General features: G+C 72.1%; 12 protein-coding genes and 1 other RNA gene. 6 read left to right on the top strand and 7 right to left on the bottom strand.

The annotated features are described in order from the left end of the window. Positions 1–216: 216 nt before the first annotated feature. A complete protein-coding gene (locus tag AB0K28_RS01275) occupies positions 217–738 on the bottom strand; it encodes a PH domain-containing protein (protein ID WP_345387429.1) in 522 nt (173 codons plus the stop codon). A 779-nt stretch (positions 739–1,517) separates the two neighbouring features. Between AB0K28_RS01275 and AB0K28_RS01270 the strand changes: the two genes are divergently transcribed. The 4 genes from AB0K28_RS01270 (at position 1,518) to AB0K28_RS01255 (ending at position 7,120) form a co-directional block, all read left to right on the top strand. Beyond that, positions 1,518–2,066: a YbhB/YbcL family Raf kinase inhibitor-like protein gene (locus AB0K28_RS01270; protein WP_355413447.1), complete on the top strand. Its 549-nt coding sequence runs from the start codon at positions 1,518–1,520 to the stop codon at positions 2,064–2,066. A gap of 184 nt (positions 2,067–2,250) precedes the next feature. Next, entirely contained in the window at positions 2,251–3,882 is a 1,632-nt protein-coding gene (locus AB0K28_RS01265; RefSeq protein ID WP_364363640.1) for a hypothetical protein, read from the top strand. Between the two features lie 78 nt (positions 3,883–3,960). Further along, positions 3,961–6,237 (top strand): SulP family inorganic anion transporter, encoded by a 2,277-nt coding sequence (locus AB0K28_RS01260; protein ID WP_364363637.1) that lies wholly within the window; start codon positions 3,961–3,963, stop codon positions 6,235–6,237. 250 nt (positions 6,238–6,487) lie between these two features. Then, entirely contained in the window at positions 6,488–7,120 is a 633-nt protein-coding gene (locus AB0K28_RS01255) for a class I SAM-dependent methyltransferase (RefSeq protein WP_364363634.1), read from the top strand. On the opposite strand, the gene AB0K28_RS01250 is transcribed toward AB0K28_RS01255, so the two are convergent. Continuing rightward, a complete protein-coding gene (locus AB0K28_RS01250; protein ID WP_364363631.1) occupies positions 7,121–8,296 on the bottom strand; it encodes an epoxide hydrolase family protein in 1,176 nt (391 codons plus the stop codon). Positions 8,297–8,473: 177 nt separating this feature from the next. Then, the gene (locus AB0K28_RS01245; protein ID WP_364363628.1) at positions 8,474–9,769 is read right to left on the bottom strand and encodes an FAD-binding oxidoreductase; all 1,296 of its coding nucleotides are present in this window, start codon (positions 9,767–9,769) and stop codon (positions 8,474–8,476) included. 117 nt (positions 9,770–9,886) lie between these two features. Between AB0K28_RS01245 and AB0K28_RS01240 the strand changes: the two genes are divergently transcribed. Then, entirely contained in the window at positions 9,887–13,102 is a 3,216-nt protein-coding gene (locus tag AB0K28_RS01240; protein WP_364363625.1) for a BTAD domain-containing putative transcriptional regulator, read from the top strand. Continuing rightward, positions 13,099–13,629 (top strand): hypothetical protein, encoded by a 531-nt coding sequence (locus tag AB0K28_RS01235; RefSeq protein WP_364363622.1) that lies wholly within the window; start codon positions 13,099–13,101, stop codon positions 13,627–13,629. Before AB0K28_RS01240 ends, AB0K28_RS01235 begins: the two co-directional genes overlap by 4 nt. Before the next feature lie 131 nt (positions 13,630–13,760). Here the strand turns inward: AB0K28_RS01235 and rnpB are convergent. The 4 genes from rnpB to AB0K28_RS01215 form a co-directional block, all read right to left on the bottom strand. Next, an RNA gene (gene rnpB, locus AB0K28_RS01230) (RNase P RNA component class A) lies at positions 13,761–14,151 on the bottom strand. A 147-nt stretch (positions 14,152–14,298) separates the two neighbouring features. Then, complete coding sequence (locus AB0K28_RS01225; protein WP_364363619.1) at positions 14,299–15,651, bottom strand: bifunctional RNase H/acid phosphatase; 1,353 nt, start codon at positions 15,649–15,651, stop codon at positions 14,299–14,301. Next, positions 15,648–16,388, bottom strand: coding sequence for a C4-type zinc ribbon domain-containing protein (locus tag AB0K28_RS01220; RefSeq protein WP_364363616.1), 741 nt, complete (start codon positions 16,386–16,388; stop codon positions 15,648–15,650). Before AB0K28_RS01220 ends, AB0K28_RS01225 begins: the two co-directional genes overlap by 4 nt. A 2-nt stretch (positions 16,389–16,390) precedes the next feature. Then, positions 16,391–17,191, bottom strand: coding sequence for a Nif3-like dinuclear metal center hexameric protein (locus AB0K28_RS01215; protein ID WP_364363613.1), 801 nt, complete (start codon positions 17,189–17,191; stop codon positions 16,391–16,393). Positions 17,192–17,196 lie beyond the last annotated feature (5 nt).

The following is a 17,196-nucleotide window of genomic DNA, read 5'->3' as shown; positions in this document are numbered from 1 at the left end:
CCCACGGCCCCCGCTCCCCACCCGCTCCAGGAGGCGGCACCGGCTGACCGCCAGTAGGCGGCATCGGCTGACCGCCGGGCGGATGAGGGACCCCCATCTCCGGAGGCGGCGGCACCGGCCCCTGAGGCGGCGGCACCGGACTCTGCGAGCCCCCGTTCGGGGCCTCGCGGTCGTCGTCGGATGGCGGGTGGTCCGGGGTGCCGGGGTGGGGGCCGGTCATGTGGCGTCGTCCCGAAGTTGCTCGGCGCGGTGCGCGAGCTGCTCGGCCAGGCCCGCCGCCACGTGGAAGTCGAGGCCCTTGATGGTGGAGGAGCCGGCGTGGGAGGCCGTACGGATCTCAAGGGTGGCCAGGCCGAGCATGCGCTCGAACCAGCCTTGCCCCTTGTCGACCGTCTGGATGCGGCTCACGGGCACGAACACCCACTCCCTGGTCAGGAACCCCGACCTGGCATAGACGACGTCGCCTGACAGCTCCCAGCGGTGCACGGCGTACCGTACGAACGGCTCGGCCACCAGGAACGGCAGCACCACGACGAGGACCGCCACGGGCAGCAGCCACGAGTGTTCAGCGAACCAATCGGGCACCCATGACCACCCGCTCCCGCCCACCCACGTGGACACCAGCAGCGCACCGCCCATGAAGAACGCGAACGCGATCAACGATTCGAGGAGCCACAACCTGATCGCCTTGGGCGAGACGCGGTTCGCCGGATCGCGCAGCGGGCCTGTTGACGTCACAAGCCCAGCTTAGGGTGCGAACCGGGCAGGCGATCAGTTCACCTGCGGTACGAATCCACCGCCTCACCCGATATCCGGGCCTACCATCCCGTCTCGCTCATCCGCCGGACCGGGGAGGTCCCGGGGCGGGTGGTAAAGATCCCCGGTGCGGCACGGCGTGTCGGGTCGGACGGGCGCCGGGTGCGGTGCCATGCTCGGTGGCGGCCAACCGCAGGCTGTCGAGCTTGGCCACGTCGGCGGCGCCACGTTCGTGCCAGCCAGGCCCGGCAAGCGCGTGACCGCACCATTGCGCGATCGCCTCACGCAACGTGGCAGCCGCCGTCCGCGGAGACGCCCCCACCGCGGGAAGCCCCGGAGATAGAGCCCCCGGAGACGGAGCCCCGTAGACAGAGGCCCGGAGACAGAGGCCCGGAGACGGAGCCCCGGTGATTGCGCACCGGAGCGGTTCCGCTACCCTGCTGTGCGAGCTGGCACACCTGGTTTTCTGCTGAACGCCCGGTCCGAAACCTATGTCCCTTTTCGGGCGGTTGGCCGGGGGACCTCCCCATCGCCCCCCTACGCGATGAACTCGCAGGTAGCAAGGCTGTATCGGTCCGTGAGACGGAGCCCCGCGAGACCTCCTCATGCCCCGTTCATGTGGTCAACTTCACTACCCGGATGCCGTCATTCTGGCTGTTTTCGGATCCTTTACCGACCACGGACCATCGAGAAACGGTCTGCGCACCGCCGAGACCCGCGTAGCATCGTCCGGCATGGGGCTGTGTAACACGGCATCACGCGTGCGACGCGTCACCGCCACTGTGACGGCGGTGGGTGTCGCGTTCGCCTTGTCAGGTTGCGGCAGTCTCGGTTTCATCGGCAGATCACAGGCGAAGGACATCGCGGAGATCAACGTCACGAGTCCTGAGCTGCGCGAGGGCAAACCGCTGCCGCGCGAATACTCCTGTCACGGCGACCAGGGCAGCCCGCCGCTGCGCTGGTCGAGCCAGCCGCTGTCCGAGGCGAAGTCGATCGCGATCGTGGCCGACAGCCACACGGGGTCCGATTCGGCCGTCCACTGGGTGATCTACAACATCCCGGCGACCACGACCGAGCTCGGCCCCAACGCCGCCGCCGACCCGCCTGAGGGCTCCGGTCAGGCGACGGTGACCAGCGGGCGGGCCGGCTACGAGCCGCCCTGTGAGGAGAAGGCAAGCTATCGGTTCACCGTCTACACGCTGGACGACAAGGTCGAGAGCGCCGAAGGCTCGGAGCTCCCGCAGATCTTGAAGCAGATCGCGAACCAGACCATCGCCCGGGGGCGGCTCACGGCGGTGAACATCGAGTGAACACCCGAACACGGCATGTGGTGCCGGTGTACCAATTCTTCACGTAGGGTGTGACAACTCTCATAGTGGTCCGACACAATCAGATCCAATCGTTAGGCACTGGTGATCAAAGGGGGCAGATCGCGTCGATGGCCGCGCGATCTCATCGGTGCCAGAGGGAGGCCATGGCTTTGAGGGTGGTGCAATGATCGCGGTCGTAGTGAGCTTGGTCGCTGTCGTGCTCCTCGTGCTCGTCGTCGTGGCACTGGGCATGCGTTCGATGAACCGCAGGGAGAGCTCGCTTCCTCCGGAACGGCTGAAGGAGATGGCCGAGAAAGAGGAGCAGACCCAGACTCGTTCGACGGACGAGTTCGCGAAGCATGAGCCGCGGATGGCCAACTTCAGCCCCGATTTCAGCCCCATAGACGAGCCGAAAACCAAGCCGGTCCGCACCGGTCAGCGTGGCCGTCGTGGCGTCGACGAGTGGGGCAACCCCACCAACGACGACGATGACGAGGAGTTTTGGGCCAGCATCCGCAGTGACGCGGAGGAGGGCGGGTTCGGTGCGGGTGGCACCGTCGCCGCCAGAAAGGCCGCCTCCCGTCCTGTCGAGCGCCCGTCCGAGCGTGAGCGTCCCGCCGAGCGCGAGCAGCAGCGTCCCGCCGCCCAAGCCGACCGGCCCACCGACCGGCCCACTGATCGGCCCACTGATCGGCCCGCAGCGCGGCCCGGCGGACGTTCCTCCGGGCGTCCCGCCGAGCGGTCCGGTGAGCGCCCCGCCAAGCGGCGTCCCGCCAAGCCGCAGCCCGCCGCCTCCGTCGACCCCAACGCGGCCACCGTGCAGGCCCCGCTCCCTCAGCGCCAGCCCGCCGCCGCCAACCTCGCCGACCTCGTGGAGCCGCAGAAGCGGGCCAAACCCTCGCAGTCCGAGCTGGCCGACCAGCGCACGGTGACGTTCGCGGCGCCCACCGCCGATGTGATGAGCATCCTCGCCCCCGGCGCCCAGCCGGTGCCGGCCCCCACGCCTCCCGAGCCCGCCACGAGCCCTGCCACGAGGCCCGCCCCGAGGTCCACCACGAGGCCCGCCCCGGTGGCCTCCAGCGGCGTCTCCTCCAACTACCCCGCCACGGGCGGCGGCTACGGCGCGGGTTCGGCGAGCGGCTCCTATCCCGCCACCCCCGCGGCGACCGGCAGCGGCTCGTTCCCCGCGGTCAGCCCCACCTCCAGCGGCAGCTTCCCGGCCGCTCCCGCCGCGCCGATCCACGGCGCCCCGACGAGCGACCCGTTCCCCGCCTACGGGGGCACGCACGGCGGCACGCCCGACCCGCTCGACCCCTCCTACGGCAGCACCGCGCGGCCCGGCAGCACGTCCGGCTCGTGGCCCGCCGCCTCGCCCGACATCCTCGACGACCCGGCGCCGAACGACACCCCCTACGGCGGGGCCAGCTCCTGGCCGGCGTTCGAGCAGCCCGCCGCGCGCTCGTCCTACCCCACCTCCTACGAGGTGCGCTCCGGCTACGCCGTGGCCGACGACTCCGACCCGCTCACGAGCCCCTCCCCCGCCACCGGCACCCCGACCGTGCCGGGCCGGGCGGTCTCCAACTACGACGTGCTCTCGGCTCCCACGCCGCCTCCGGCGCAGCCGGCGTCCCCGTTCGCGGTGGGTGCGTACGAAACGGGTGACATCACCACCAGCCCGGCGGCGTCCTGGCCGGAGCCTCCGGCGCCTGAGGGCGGCTGGCCCGCGTACGGCGGCGGCCAGGAGAAGGAGGGCGGCCGCGGCAGCCACCGCAGGTCGGCCCCCGAGCAGGACCTTCCGCACGACTATTACAGATGATCTTTCGTACCCATTAATCCGTAAAACCAGCGTGACGCCCCCCTAAAGCGGGGGAGACGGAGCAATAGGGTTTGCTCCATGTTCCGCGACACGCAGAGTAGCTGGCTGAGCACCCTCCGATATGACGTGCCGGCCTCGCTCGTGGTTTTCCTCGTCGCGGTGCCCCTCTCCCTGGGCATCGCGATGGCCTCGGGAGCGCCTCTCGTCGCCGGGCTGATCGCCGCCGTGGTCGGCGGCGTCGTGGCGGGCTCCCTGGGCGGCTCGGCGGTGCAGGTGAGCGGCCCCGCCGCGGGCCTGTCGCTGGTGGTCGTGGACCTCGTGCACACCTACGGCTGGCGGGCCACCTGCATGATCACCCTGCTGGCGGGGGCCGTTCAGCTCGTGCTCGGGGTGTTCAAGGCGGCCAGGGCCGCGCTGATGGTCTCGCCGGCCGTCATCCACGGCATGCTGGCCGCCGTAGGCGTGATCATCGCGCTCGCCCAGCTGCACATCGTGCTCGGCGGCAGCTCCCAGCGCTCGGCGGTGGCCAACCTGGTGGAGCTGCCCGGCCAGATCGCGAACCTGCACGGGCACAAGGTCGCCGTCGGCGTGCTGACGATCCTGGTGCTGGCGCTGTGGACGCGGCTGCCCAAGCCGGTCAAGGTGGTGCCGGCGCCGCTGGCGGCGTTGTTCGCGGCGGCGGTCACCGCGTGGGCGTTCGGCTGGGACGTGACGCGGGTCGACCTGTCCGACAGCGTGACGGAGTGGGCCTTCCCCGTGCTGCCGCAGGGCGACTGGCACCTGGTGGTGGCCGCGGTGCTGCTGGTGGCGCTGCTCGCGGGCTGCGAGTCGCTGCTGTGCTGCGTGGCCGTGGACGGCCTGCACACCGGCCGCAGGGCCGACCTCGACCAGGAGCTGACCGGCCAGGGCGTGGCCAACATGGTCACCGGCGCGCTCGGCGGGCTGCCGGTCGCCGGGGTGATCGTGCGCAGCAGCGCGAACGTGCAGGCGGGCGCGCGTACCCGGTGGTCGGCGATTCTGCACGGGGTGTGGGTGCTGGTGTTCGCGTTCGGCTTCGGCTGGACGATCACGCTGATCCCGCTGGAGGCGCTGGCGGCGCTGCTGGTCTTCATCGGCGTGCAGATGGTGAACCTGGGCCACATCAAGAAGGTGCACGGGCACGGCGAGGTGCCGGTGTACGTCGTGACGATGGTCGCGGTCATCCTGCTCGGGCTGGCCGAGGGCGTGCTGGCCGGGCTGGCGCTGGCCGCGCTGCTGGCGCTGCGCCGCCTCACCATGGTGACCGTGCTCAAGCGGGAGGACCGCGAGGGCCGGCTGCGGGTGACGATCTCGGGGTCGCTGACGTTCCTCGGCGTGCCGCGGCTGACCCACGAGCTGCGGGCCGTGCCCACCGGCGCCCACGTGGACCTCGACCTGAACATCGACTTCATGGACAACGCGGCCTTCGAGGCCCTGCACTCCTGGCGGCTCGACCACGAGCGCACGGGCGGCACGGTGGACATCGACGAGCTGCATGACGAGTGGTACACGCTGGCCGCGAGCGGGGGACGTACGCTGCCGAAGAAGTCGCCGCTGAAGGCGCCCGACCGGTCGTGGCTGCCGTGGGCGCACCGGCGCCGCGCCCCCGCCGAGCCGCCTGACAGCGTGGGGGCCGAGTGCCAGCTCACCGCGGGCGCGCGCGAATACCACCGCCGTACGGCGCCGCTCGTGCGCCCGATCTTCACCGAGCTGGCCCGCAAGCAGCAGCCGTCGCACCTGTTCATCACCTGCGCCGACTCCAGGATCGTGCCCAGCCTGATCACCGCGAGCGGCCCCGGCGACCTGTTCACCGTGCGCAACATCGGCAACCTCGTCCCCCGCAGGGGCGCCGAGCCGCACGACGACTCGGTGGTGGCCGCCATCGAGTACGCCACGCAGGTGCTGAACGTCCGGACCATCACGGTGTGCGGGCATTCGGGGTGCGGGGCCATGGCGGGGGTGCTGAGCGGCGGCGTGCAGGCGGGCAGCCTGCCGGGGCTGCGCCGGTGGCTGCGGCACGGGCACCACAGCCTGGCCACGTTCATCGAGCTCGAAGGCGACCGGCTGCACAGCGGGGCGCTGGACGTGCTGTGCCGGGTGAACGTGCAGCAGCAACTGGAGAACCTGCGGACGTACCGGAAGGTGGACGAGCTGGTCAGGGCGGGCAAGCTGGAGCTGGTCGGGCTGTACTTCGACATCGGCTCGGCCCGCGTGCACATGGTGCCGCCGCTGCGGCCCGCCACCCCGTACGTCGGCATGCCCGCCCGCCGGGTGATGACCGCCGATCGCCGCGTTCTGGGTAATCCTCCGCAGACCGGGCGCGGCGCGCGCGGTTAAGGTCGCGGTGCCAGCGAGGTTCGGCCGTCTGCCCACGGCGTCTGCCCACGGCGTCTGCCCACGGCGTCTGCCCACGGCGTTCCTCGTGACGCCGGTCCTGGCTCCCAGGGGCCGGAGGGGCGGAGGTGCCTCGTTCGCCACGCCCTGTCGCGGTTCGTCGCGGCGGGGTGCCGACGGTGGCGCGATGTTCGGGACGATCACCTCCGCCCCTCGTCGCCCCTCGTCGCTCCTGGCGGGGCATGCTGGAGGGATGACCGCGTTCCAGCATCCCCGTTTCGCGCAGGCGTACGTACGGGCGTCCGAGCTCGCCGACCGGCGCGGCGCGTACGCGCACCGCCACCGCCTGCTGGCGGGCCTGCACGGCCGGGTGATCGAGATCGGCGCCGGCAACGGCCGCAACTTCCCCCACTACCCGCCGTCCGTCACGGAGGTGCTGGCGGTGGAGCCGGACGACACGCTGCGCGCCCACGCGGTCGCGCAGGCCAGGTCGGCGCCGGTGCCCGTGTCGGTGGTGCCAGGTCACGCCGACGCGCTTCCGGCCGGCGACGGCACGATGGACGCGGCGGTCGTGTCGCTGGTGTTGTGCTCGGTGCCCGCGCAGAGCCGGGCGCTGGCGGAGATCGCACGCGTGCTCGCCCCCGGCGGGCGGCTGCACTTCTACGAGCACGTACGCTCCCCGCGCCGCGCCACCGGCCTGCTGCAGGACCTGCTCACCCCGGCCTGGCGCCGGGCGGCGGGCGGCTGCCACCCGAACAGGGACACGGTGGCGGAGATCGTACGGGCGGGCTTCGAGGTGACGGAGATCGACCGCTTCCCCTTCGCCCCGCAGCCCCCGATCCCGCCCCTGACCCATGTCCTCGGCACCGCCGTCTTCAAGGACTGATCAGCGCAGCTTGCCGAAGAACCGCCGCATGTCGTCCACGAGGAGGTCGGGCGCGTCCTGGGCGGCGAAGTGGCTGCCCCGGTCGTAGACGTTCCAGGAGACGATGTTCTTGTGGTCGCGCTGGGCGAACGTCCTGATCGACTGGTAGTCCCAGGCGAAGTTGGCCAGGCCGAGCGGCACCGTCGTCGGCTCCGGCACGCTGGTGCCCCGGCCGTTGGTCTTCTGGGTGGCGGAGGCGGTCGCCGCGTCCTCGTAGTAGAGCCGGGCGGCTGAGGCGGCGGTGTTGGTCAGCCAGTAGATCATCACGTGGGTGAGCACGACGTCGGGGTCGAGCGGGCCGAGGAGCTGGGCGTGCCAGCCCAGCAGGCCGGCGGGCGAGTCGGCCAGGGCGTGCGCGAGGGTCTGCGGCTCGGTGGACTGCAGCTTGTCGTAGGCGCCCCTGTTCTCGGTGAACCACTTGGCGAAGTCGAGCTTGCCGCGCTCGTCCTCGGTGAGCTGCTCCATCTCGGCCGGGTCGCCGGAGGGGAAGGAGAAGACCTGCGTGACGTGCACGCCGACGACGTGCTCCGGGTCGGTGCGGCCCACCTCGGGCGAGACGAGCGAGCCCACGTCGTTGCCGGCCGCGCCGTAGCGGTCGTACCCGAGCCTGCGCATCAGCTCGGCCCAGGCACGGGCCACCCGAAAGCGGTCCCAGCCACGCTCCTTGGTCGGGCCCGAGAAGCCGAAGCCCGGCAGCGACGGGATGACCAGGTGGAACGCGTCCTCCGGGTCGCCCCCGTGGGCCCGGGGGTCGGTGAGCGGGCCGATCACCTCCAGCCATTCGGCCACCGTGGCCGGCCAGCCGTGGGTCAGGATCAGCGGGGTCGCGTCCGGCTCCGGCGAGCGCACGTGCAGGAAGTGGATGGTCTGGCCGTCGATCTCGGTGGTGAACTGCGGGTACGCGTTCAGCCTCGCCTCCCATGCACGCCAGTCGTAGTCCGTGCGCCAGTGCTCGACCAGCTGCTTGACGTATCCGACCGGGACGCCGTACTCCCAGCCGGGCGGCACCGGGCCGGCCGGAGTGGAGTCGTCCGGGGGCAGCTCCTCGGCCCAGCGGGTGCGTGCCAGCCGCTGCTGGAGGTCATCGAGGTCGTCCTGGGGGACGTCGATCCGGAACGGGACGATGTCGTTGCTCATGAGACCAAGCTAGACACCGAACAGGCACAGTCCCTTCCTAATGGACCGGCAGACCGCGGAACGTGCTGGAAACCTCGGCGCGGCTGCTGCGCCTGCTCTCCCTCCTGGGTCAACGCCCTGCAGCGGTGCGCCGTCGCCGTGCCCAGGGACGCCGCCTCTTGAGACGGCCGGTGGTGGTCAGCCCAGGACGGGGAAGTTGCCGCGGAAGGTGCCGCGCGGGTCGCGGGCGCGCTTGATGGCGCGGAGGCGGTCCAGGGTCTGCGGGGTGAAGGCGGCGGCGGCGCGTTCGCCCGGCGCGAGGAAGGTGAACGGCTTGCGGCCCGTCGTGTGCGGGATGAGCGGGCCGGTGATCTGCCGCATGCGGTCGCGTACGGCGGCGCCGCCATCGGCCCCTGGGATGCCGAACAGGTACAGCGCGAACGGCTCCTCCAGGTGACCCGCGGGGGTGCCGGACGGGCGGGCGAGGGCGCCGCCGAGGTGCCGGACCTGGACGCTGAGCAGCGGTTCGATGGGGCGTTCCAGCAGGGCGGCCGCCACCTCATCGCTCAGGCCGGTCAGGAGCTCGGCCCGCGAGCAGCCCGGGCCCGGGTCGGTGGGCTCGGCGGTGATGGAGCCCAGGCGGTCGACCGGCAGCACGGCGCGGGAGTCGGAGAGCGTGCCGCCGATCTTCTCCAGCGGGCGCAGCAGGGTCTCCGCGTCGGCGGCGTCACCGAGGAAGGTCACGTCGACCGCGACCATCGGGGCGGCGCCGGGGAAGTGCAGGAGTTCGTACCAGACGGTCAGCTCCTCCGGGGCGGTGCCGGTGATCTGCCGGTAGACGTCCAGGACGGCCGGGGCCTTGGCGGCCGGCCACAGCAGGCGCCCGCCGTACAGCGTGGGCGCGGGGTGCAGGGCGAACTCGGTGGCGGTGACGACGGCGAAGTCCCCGCCGCCGCCGCGCAGCGCCCAGAACAGGTCGGGGTCGCTCTCGGCGGTCACCCTGGCACGGTCGCCGTCGGCGTTCACGACCTCGAAGGCGCGCACGCTCTGGGCGGCGAAGCCGTGCTTGCGGCCGAACCAGCTGAGGCCGCCACCGAGGGTGTAGCCGGTGACGGTGACCGCGGGGCTGCTGCCGGCCAGGCCGGTGAGTCCGTACGGGCTCGCCGCCGACAGGACGCGCCCCCACGAGACGCCGGCGCCCGCGCGGGCGATCCGCTCGTCCGGGCGGACGTCGAGCTCGTCGAGGCGGCCGGTGCGCAGGAGGATCACCTCGCCGGTGTTGCCACTGGCTCCGTGGCCGCTGGGCTGGGTCGCGACGGTGAGCCCGGTCAGGCGGGCGTACCGGACCAGGGCCGCCACGTCGTCGGCGTCGGCCGCCTCCACGACGGCCCGTACGGGCTGCTCGACCGCCAGGTTCCAGGGCCGCCGCGCCAGGTCGAAACCCTCGTCGCCCGCCACGAGCACCCTGCCGCGCAGTTCGTCCTTGATGTTCATGCTTTCCCGCCCCTTGTGATCGTTGACGGCTCCACCGTGCCGGACCGCGTCTGGGATCGAGCTGGGGTCGAGTTGAGGTGCCCTAGAGTGAGGTCCGGCATACCGGGGGAAAGGGTCATGACGGGGTTGGAGTTCCGGCTGTTCGGGCCGCTGGAGGTGACCGGCGGCGACCGGATCGTGCTGGATCTCGGCACACGCAAGCAGCGCGCCCTGGTGGCGATGCTCGCGCTGGAGCCCGGCCGGGTGGTGTCGCTCGACCGGCTGATCGACGAGCTGTGGGCCGGTGAGCCGCCTGCCGGGGCGACCCGGACGTTGCAGGCGTACATCGCGCACCTTCGCCGGGTCCTGGAGCCCGGACGCCCGCCGCGCACCCCGCCCGGCGTCCTGCTGACCCGCGACCCTGGTTACCTGCTGGCCATCGCGCCGGGGCAGGTCGATCTGTGGCGCTTCACCGCCTGGGCGGACGAGGGCCGCGCGGCGCTGGCTCAAGGCGCGCATGAAAGGGCGGCCGGCGTCCTCGGCCGTGCCCTCGATCTGTGGCGTGGCGATCCGCTCGGGGAGTTCGCCGGTGAGGAGTTCGCCCAGCCCGTCGTCGCCCGGCTCGCCGAGACGCGCGTGACGGCCATGGAGGACCGCTTCGACGCCAGGCTGGCCCTGGGCGAGAGCGCCTCCCTGATCCCCGGCCTCGAGGCGCTCGTGGAGCACCAGCCGTACCGGGAGCGTGCGTGGTCGTTGCTCGTGCTCGCGCTCTACCGGTCAGGCCGGCAGGCCGACGCGCTGGCCGCGCTGCGCCGCGTACGCACCCGCCTGGCCGACGACCTCGGCCTGAGCCCCGGACCCGGCCTGCGCGAACTGGAGCAGGCCGTCTTCGGCCAGGCACCGGATCTGCGCCCTCCCCCGCCGGTCTCCGTGACCGAGCCCGTGCCGGAACCGGGCGAGGTCGGTCTCATCGCACGCTCAGGCCAGCTGGAGCTGGTGCAGCGCCTGCTGGGCGAGGCGCGGCGCGACCGGGGCGGCGTCGTCCTGGTCACCGGAGAGGCGGGAATCGGCAAGACCCGGCTCGTGCACGCCGCCGCCGACCTGGCCGCCGCACGCGGCTTCCAGGTCGTATGGGGGCAGTGCGTGGACGGCACCGCACCGGCCTACTGGCCATGGCGGCAGATCCTGCGCGAGGCCGGTGACGGCTCAGGGCTGCTGTCCGGCGGGGCGCCCGATCCAGAGCAGGACGTGTTCGGCCTGTACGAGCAGGTCGCCGACGTCCTGACGCGGCAGGAGACGCCGACGGTCGTCGTCCTGGACGACCTGCAGTGGGCGGACGTCTCCTCGCTGCGGCTGCTGAGCTTCGTCGCGCAGGCGGCCGTACGGCACCGCCTGCTCGTCCTCGTCACCTGCCGCCCCGAGCCGGGCGACCATCCCGGCGCGCTGCGCGACACCCTCGCCGTGCTGTCACGAGCCGGCGAACGCGTGGAGCTGCGCCCGTTCACCGCCGGTGACGTGGCGTCCTACCTGCGCGCCAAGCGGATCGCCGAAGAGCCAGGGCTGGTAGGAACGCTGCTGGAAAGGACCGGCGGCAACCCCTTCTACCTCGGCGAGCTCCTGCGGCTGCGCGGAAGCGAGCAGGCGGTGCCCGACGGCGTACGCGACGTCATCGAACGCCGCGTCGCCCGGCTGCCCGAGGAGACCCGCGCCCTGCTCCGCGCGGCCTCGGTCGCCGGCCGCGACGTCGGCGCCGGCCTGCTGGAGAGCGTGACCGACAGCACGGCGGAGCAGGTGATGACGTCCCTGGAGCCCGCCGTCGCGACGGGACTGCTCGTCGAGCCGCCGGACGGGGCCGACTACCGCTTCGCCCACGCCCTGGTCAGGGAGGCACTCTACGCCGGGCTCGGCCGGCTGGCGCGATCCCGCCTGCACCTGCGCGTGGGCGAGGCCCTGGAGCCCGTCCTGCCGGAATCGGAGTCGGCCATCCTGGCCCACCACTTCACCCAGGCCGTCCGGTTGGGCGGGGCGGACAAAGCGGTCAAGTACGCCTCCCGCGCCGCCCGGCACGCCGCCGGCCAGCTCGCGCACACGGAGGCCGTCGACTTCTGGACGATGGCCCTGTCGGCACTGCCGCCCGGCCGGGACGGCGAACGGGCCCGCCTGCTCACCGAACGCGGCCAGGCCCACCGCGCCGTCGGCCGGCCACAGGAGGCACGCGGCGACTGGGAGGAGGCGATCCGCCTCGCCCGGACGATGGGCGATCGGGAGGCGCTGATCCCCGCGGTCACCGCCGCCGGCGGGCCTTCCCTGTGGAACTGGCGCGCGTACGGCGTGGTCGACGACGCCATGGTGACGGTCATCGAAGAGCTGCTCGACGGGCCGCTCATCGACCCCGACCGTGCCACGCTGCTGGGCGCGCTGGCGCTGGAGCTGCACTACGGGCCGCGCGGCGCCGAAGGCGAACGCCATGCCGCCGAAGCCGTCAGGATCGCCAGAGACGTCGGGGACGTCCCCCTGCTGGCCAGGACGATGAACAACTACCTGCTCGCCGCGTTCCGCCCCGGCCGCAACGCCGAACGCCGCGCCGTGGCCGCGGAACTGGCCGCCCTGCCCGGCCTGCCGGTCAGCGGCGAGGTGATGGCGCGGGTCTTCCTGATGTCCTGCCTGCTGCGCGACGGCGACCTGACAAGCTGGGACCGGGAGCTGGCCCGCTGCGAGACGCTGCTGAAGGCGGCGCCGCGTCCTGAGCTGGAGTCGATGGTCCGCATCGCCCAGACCGCCCGCGCCACCCTCGACGGCAGGTGGGACGACGCGGAGGAGCTGCTCGCCGAGTACGGCGACCTGCGGTTCGGCGCAACGCTGTGGGGCCGGTCGTTCCGGCGCCTGGTGACGACATACACCTGCCGCCGCGCCCAGGGCCGAGTGCCCGAGATCCTGGACGACCTGACAACCGCCGCCGACGCCCCCGACCTGATCCCCCTGCGACCGCTCGCCATACTGGCGGCCATAGAGGCGAACCGTCCCGAGCTGGCCCACGACCTGATGGCCCGATGGGGCACCGACATCCCCGACGATTGGACCACCGACTTCCTTCTCCCGATCTGGGCCCTCATCTCCGCCCACCTCGGCACCCCGAACCCCCGCGATCTGTACGACCGCCTGATCCCGTACGCGGACCAACTCGTAGTGGCCGGAATGGGCTCCGCCTGCTGGGGCTCGACCCACCACATCCTGGCCCGCCTGGCCCACCGCCTGGGCGACGACCAAGCAGCCCAAATGCACACCCACGCAGCCCAACAAGCCACCACCGCCGTCGATCTTGTCAGTGGCGGCACTTACACTCCCCGCTCATGAGCAACGAGGAGACTCGCACCGTACGCCTGACGGTTGAAGTTCAGGACTGTGGTGTCGCTCACCTGCTGGACAAGGACCTCGACGGGTATGCCGACGTACCGGCCCAGTCCATCGGACTCATCGAAGTCAAGCAGGGGTATGCCACCCTCCAGATCACTCACCAGTGGGGTCCGGCCAACTTCACCGTGACAGTCGCCGGCCGAGACCCCGGGGCAGATCTCGCTACCTACGACGACATCGTGGAAATCGGCTACGTGTCCATGTCGGGCGAAGCGGAGATGACGGGGTTCACCTTCGACGAGGCTGTGATGTGTCCCCTTCCCCCGCTTCAGGCCGGGCCTGGAACGTACCGCATCCGGTATCACGTCAAGGGCTTGGATCTGGAGGGCACGGATGATGCTGTCGATGACCACTACCTTCAGATATGGCCCGCCCCCCTTGAGGAGCCCGCTGTGGTCAAGGCCACGAGCAAGGCTTCTGAGTACTTTCTCGACCCGGAGAAGTTCGAGCGCGACCGAGGACTGTGAGCTGCGCTGGTCTGCGGCTCTTCCAAGCCTCCGGCTGATCGAGGCGAGCCTCGACCCGAAGGTGATCCAGACCCGGCTGGAGCATGCCACCGTCGCCGAGACGGCTCCACCCCTGGTCACAGGGGTGGAGAGAGACGAGTCGGCCTGTAGGCCGGGTTCTGTCCTTCTTGCGAAGGGGCGACCATCCATCTAGGACCGCCGTTGCCGGCGGTCTCAAGCGGTCTACCCGCGCGACTCGGGCGGGCAGCCCTCGAACGTCGCGCGCGGAACGCCTCGAAAGGCGTCCCTTCTTGACCTTGCTCCGGGTGGGGTTTACCTAGCCGCCCACGTCACCGTGGGCGCTGGTGGTCTCTTACACCACCCTTTCACCCTCACCTTCCGGCCGAGGCCGGGAGGCGGTCTGCTTTCTGTGGCACTTTCCCGCGGGTCACCCCGGGTCGGCGTTACCGACCACCCTGCCCTGTGGAGCCCGGACCTTCCTCGGCGGGCCCGGAGGCCCGACGCGGCCGCCCGGCCGACTCGTCTGGAGGAGGTTATCAAACCTCAGGTCATCCCCAAGTCAACGACAAGATCGGATCGGTGGAATGAGCCGGTCATCGCCTGAGGGGGACGATGGCGCCCCTGGGGCCGTGCCGGTGCATGCCGGTGCCGGCACGGCCTCGACCTCGATCAGCGCAGGTGGGCGGTGTCGTTGAAGGTCTTCACCACGGCGGGGCCGTCGGCGTAGTACTCGATCAGCGACAGGCACGCCAGGTCGAGGTGCATGCGGTAGAGCGCCTGGAGGGGGGCCGTCAGGGCGTCCTGCAGGAGCAGCTTGATGGGGGTGACGTGGGAGACGGCCAGCACCGTGCGGCCCTCGTACCGTTCGATCAGGTGCTCCCTGGCCGCCTGCACGCGGCGGGAGGCGTCGGCGAAGCTCTCGCCGCCCGGCGGGGCGACGGCCGGGTCGGAGAGCCAGGCGGCGAGCTCGCCGGGCCAGCGGCGCTGCACCTCCGTGAACGTGTGGCCCTCCCACGCGCCGAAGTCGGCCTCTCTGAGGTCGTCGCAGACCTCCACGTCGAGGCCGGTCTGCTGGGCGACCTCGGCCGCGGTCTGGCGGGCGCGCGTCAGGGGCGAGGTGACGATGACGTCCAGCCGGTACGGCTCCCGCGCCAGCCGCCCGGCCGCCGCCGACGCCTGGGCCAGGCCGTTGGCCGTCAGCTCCGCGTCGCCGAGCCCCGAGAAGCGGCGCTGGACGGACAGCTCGGTCTCGCCGTGGCGCAGGAGGAGGAGCGAGGTGGCGACGCGGGTGGGCGGGGCCCAGCCGGTGCCGGTGCGCTCCCCCGTGCGCTGGGCGGTCTGCTGGGCCGTGGCGACGGAGGCCGTCGGGGCGGACAGCTCGCCGGCGTCGAGGAGGTCGGTCTGCCGTGGTACGGACGGCGCCGCACGACCGGTGGCGACCGCGGCGCCTCTGACGCGGCCCTCCGGCAAGGCCGAAACGCCCGCCGCACCTCGCGAGGATTCTTCCGGCCGGGCGGAACCACCCGCAGCGGCGCCCCCACCCGGCCCCTCGGGCAGAGCCGAAGCGGCGGTTTCCCGGGACGAGCCGCCGGCGGTCCAGGTCAGGCCCTGGGCGGCGGCGTCCATGGCCTCGTTGGCCAGGCGGTCGGCGTGCTTGTTGCGTTCGCGGGGAATCCAGGTCCACTCCGTCACCCGCAGCCGCCTGACCAGCGAGCCCGCCTCCGCCGCCAGCGGCCGGAGCCCCTCGTTCTTGATCTTCCAGCGGCCCGCCATCTGCTCGATGACGAGCTTGGAGTCCATGCGTACGGCCACCTGGGCGCCCTCGCCGGCCAGGTCGAGCGTGGCACGCAGGCCGGCGATCAGGCCCCGGTATTCGGCGACGTTGTTGGTCGTGACGCCGATCGCCTCTGCCGCCTCCGCCAGCACCTGGCCGTCGGAGGCGTCTTTGACGACCGCGCCGTAGCCGGCCGGGCCCGGGTTGCCGCGCGAGCCGCCGTCGGCCTCGATGACGTAGGTGGTCACAGGCCCGACTCTGGGGTGCGGACGAGGATGCGGCGGCACTCCTCGCACCGGACGACCTCGTCGTGGGGGGCGGCCTTGATCGAGTTCATCTCGGCGATGGACAGGGCCACCTTGCAGCCCTGGCACCGGCCGCCGTGCAGCATGGCGGCGCCGACGCCGTACTGCTCCTTGAGCTTTTCGTAGAGCTTGAGCAGGTCGGCGGGGATGTCGCCGGCGACGCCCCCGCGGCGGCCCTGGACATCCGCCGCCTCCTTCTCGATCTCGGCGAGCGCGGCGTCACGGCGGTCCTCGGCGGCGGAGAGCGCGGCGCGCACCTCGTCGCGCTGGGTGATCAGGTCGGTCACCTTGGTGTCGGCGGCCTCGCGGCGTTCCATGATCTCCAGCACGACCTCCTCGAGGTCGCCCTGCCGCTTGTGCAGCGAGGCGATCTCGGACTGCAGGCTCGCGAGGTCGCGCGGCGAGGTGACGGCTCCGGAGTCGAGGCGCTTCTGGTCGCGGTCGGCGCGGGTGCGTACGGCGTCGACGTCGTTCTCGGCCTTGGTCTGCTCGCGCGCCAGGTCGCCCGCCTCGGTCTCGGCCTCGATGACCTGGGTGACGAGCTTGGCGTAGAGCTTGGAGCGCTCGTCGATCTCGGCCAGCTCGGGCAGGGTGCGGCGGCGGTGGGCCAGCCGATCAAGCACGGAGTCGAGCTCAGCCAGGTCGAGCAGTCGCTTCTGTGCCTCAGGGGCTGCTTTCATGATCAATATCCTCTTGTCCAAGCATCGGTGACCGTGGCGGAGACGCGCGTTTCAACGGTAACGCCACTCTCGCGCAGGATGGACGCGGCGCTGTCGAGCCAGGGCCACTCGGTCGCCCAGTGGGCGGCGTCGATCAGCGCGGGCCCGCCGGCCTCCACGAACTCGCTGGCCGGGTGGTGGCGTAGATCGGCCGTGAGGAAGACGTCGACGCCCGCCGCCTTGGCCGCGCCGAGCAGGGAGTCGCCCGCTCCCCCGCTGACCGCGACGCGCCGCACGGGACGGCCGGGGTCGCCCGCCACGCGGATGCCCCACGACGTGCGGGGCAGGCCCTTGGCCACCCGCGCGGCGAACTCCTCCAGCGTCGTCTCCTCCGACGGCTCGCCGATGCGGCCGAGCCCGCGCCACGGGTCGTCGGCGAACGGCTGGAGCGGCACGAGGTCGCCCACCAGCCCGACCGCTCTGGCCAGCGCGTCGGAGACGCCGGGATTGGCCACGTCGGCGTTGGTGTGGGCGGTGTAGAGGGCGATGTCGTTCTTGATCAGGGTGTGGATGAGACGGCCCTTGGGCGTGGTGGTGGCCACGGTGGTGGTGCCGCGCAGGTAGAGGGGGTGGTGGGTGACGATCAGGTCGGCGCCCCACTCCAGCGCCTCGTCGGCCACGGCGGCGACCGGGTCGACCGCCAGCAGCACCCGCCGCACCTCCTGGGCCGGGTCTCCGCTGACCAGCCCCACCGCGTCCCACGACTCGGCCCGGGCGGGCGGGTAGGCCGCCTCGAGCACTCCGATCACGTCCGTCAACGTCACAGCAG

Source organism: Nonomuraea sp. NPDC049504 (genome assembly GCF_040676845.1).
In the GTDB taxonomy this organism is placed as follows: domain Bacteria; phylum Actinomycetota; class Actinomycetes; order Streptosporangiales; family Streptosporangiaceae; genus Nonomuraea; species Nonomuraea salmonea.
The sequence above is the reverse complement of the archived record's forward strand: the minus strand, read 5'-3'. Positions and strand labels throughout refer to the sequence as shown.

Coding starts and splice junctions, on each gene's coding strand:
- AB0K28_RS01240 (WP_364363625.1), top strand. CDS start 9,887: ATGACGGGGTTGGAGTTCCGGCTGTTCGGGCCGCTGGAGGTGACCGGC.
- AB0K28_RS01235 (WP_364363622.1), top strand. CDS start 13,099: ATGAGCAACGAGGAGACTCGCACCGTACGCCTGACGGTTGAAGTTCAG.
- AB0K28_RS01220 (WP_364363616.1), bottom strand. CDS start 16,388: ATGAAAGCAGCCCCTGAGGCACAGAAGCGACTGCTCGACCTGGCTGAG.
- AB0K28_RS01245 (WP_364363628.1), bottom strand. CDS start 9,769: ATGAACATCAAGGACGAACTGCGCGGCAGGGTGCTCGTGGCGGGCGAC.
- AB0K28_RS01265 (WP_364363640.1), top strand. CDS start 2,251: ATGATCGCGGTCGTAGTGAGCTTGGTCGCTGTCGTGCTCCTCGTGCTC.
- AB0K28_RS01255 (WP_364363634.1), top strand. CDS start 6,488: ATGACCGCGTTCCAGCATCCCCGTTTCGCGCAGGCGTACGTACGGGCG.
- AB0K28_RS01250 (WP_364363631.1), bottom strand. CDS start 8,296: ATGAGCAACGACATCGTCCCGTTCCGGATCGACGTCCCCCAGGACGAC.
- AB0K28_RS01260 (WP_364363637.1), top strand. CDS start 3,961: ATGTTCCGCGACACGCAGAGTAGCTGGCTGAGCACCCTCCGATATGAC.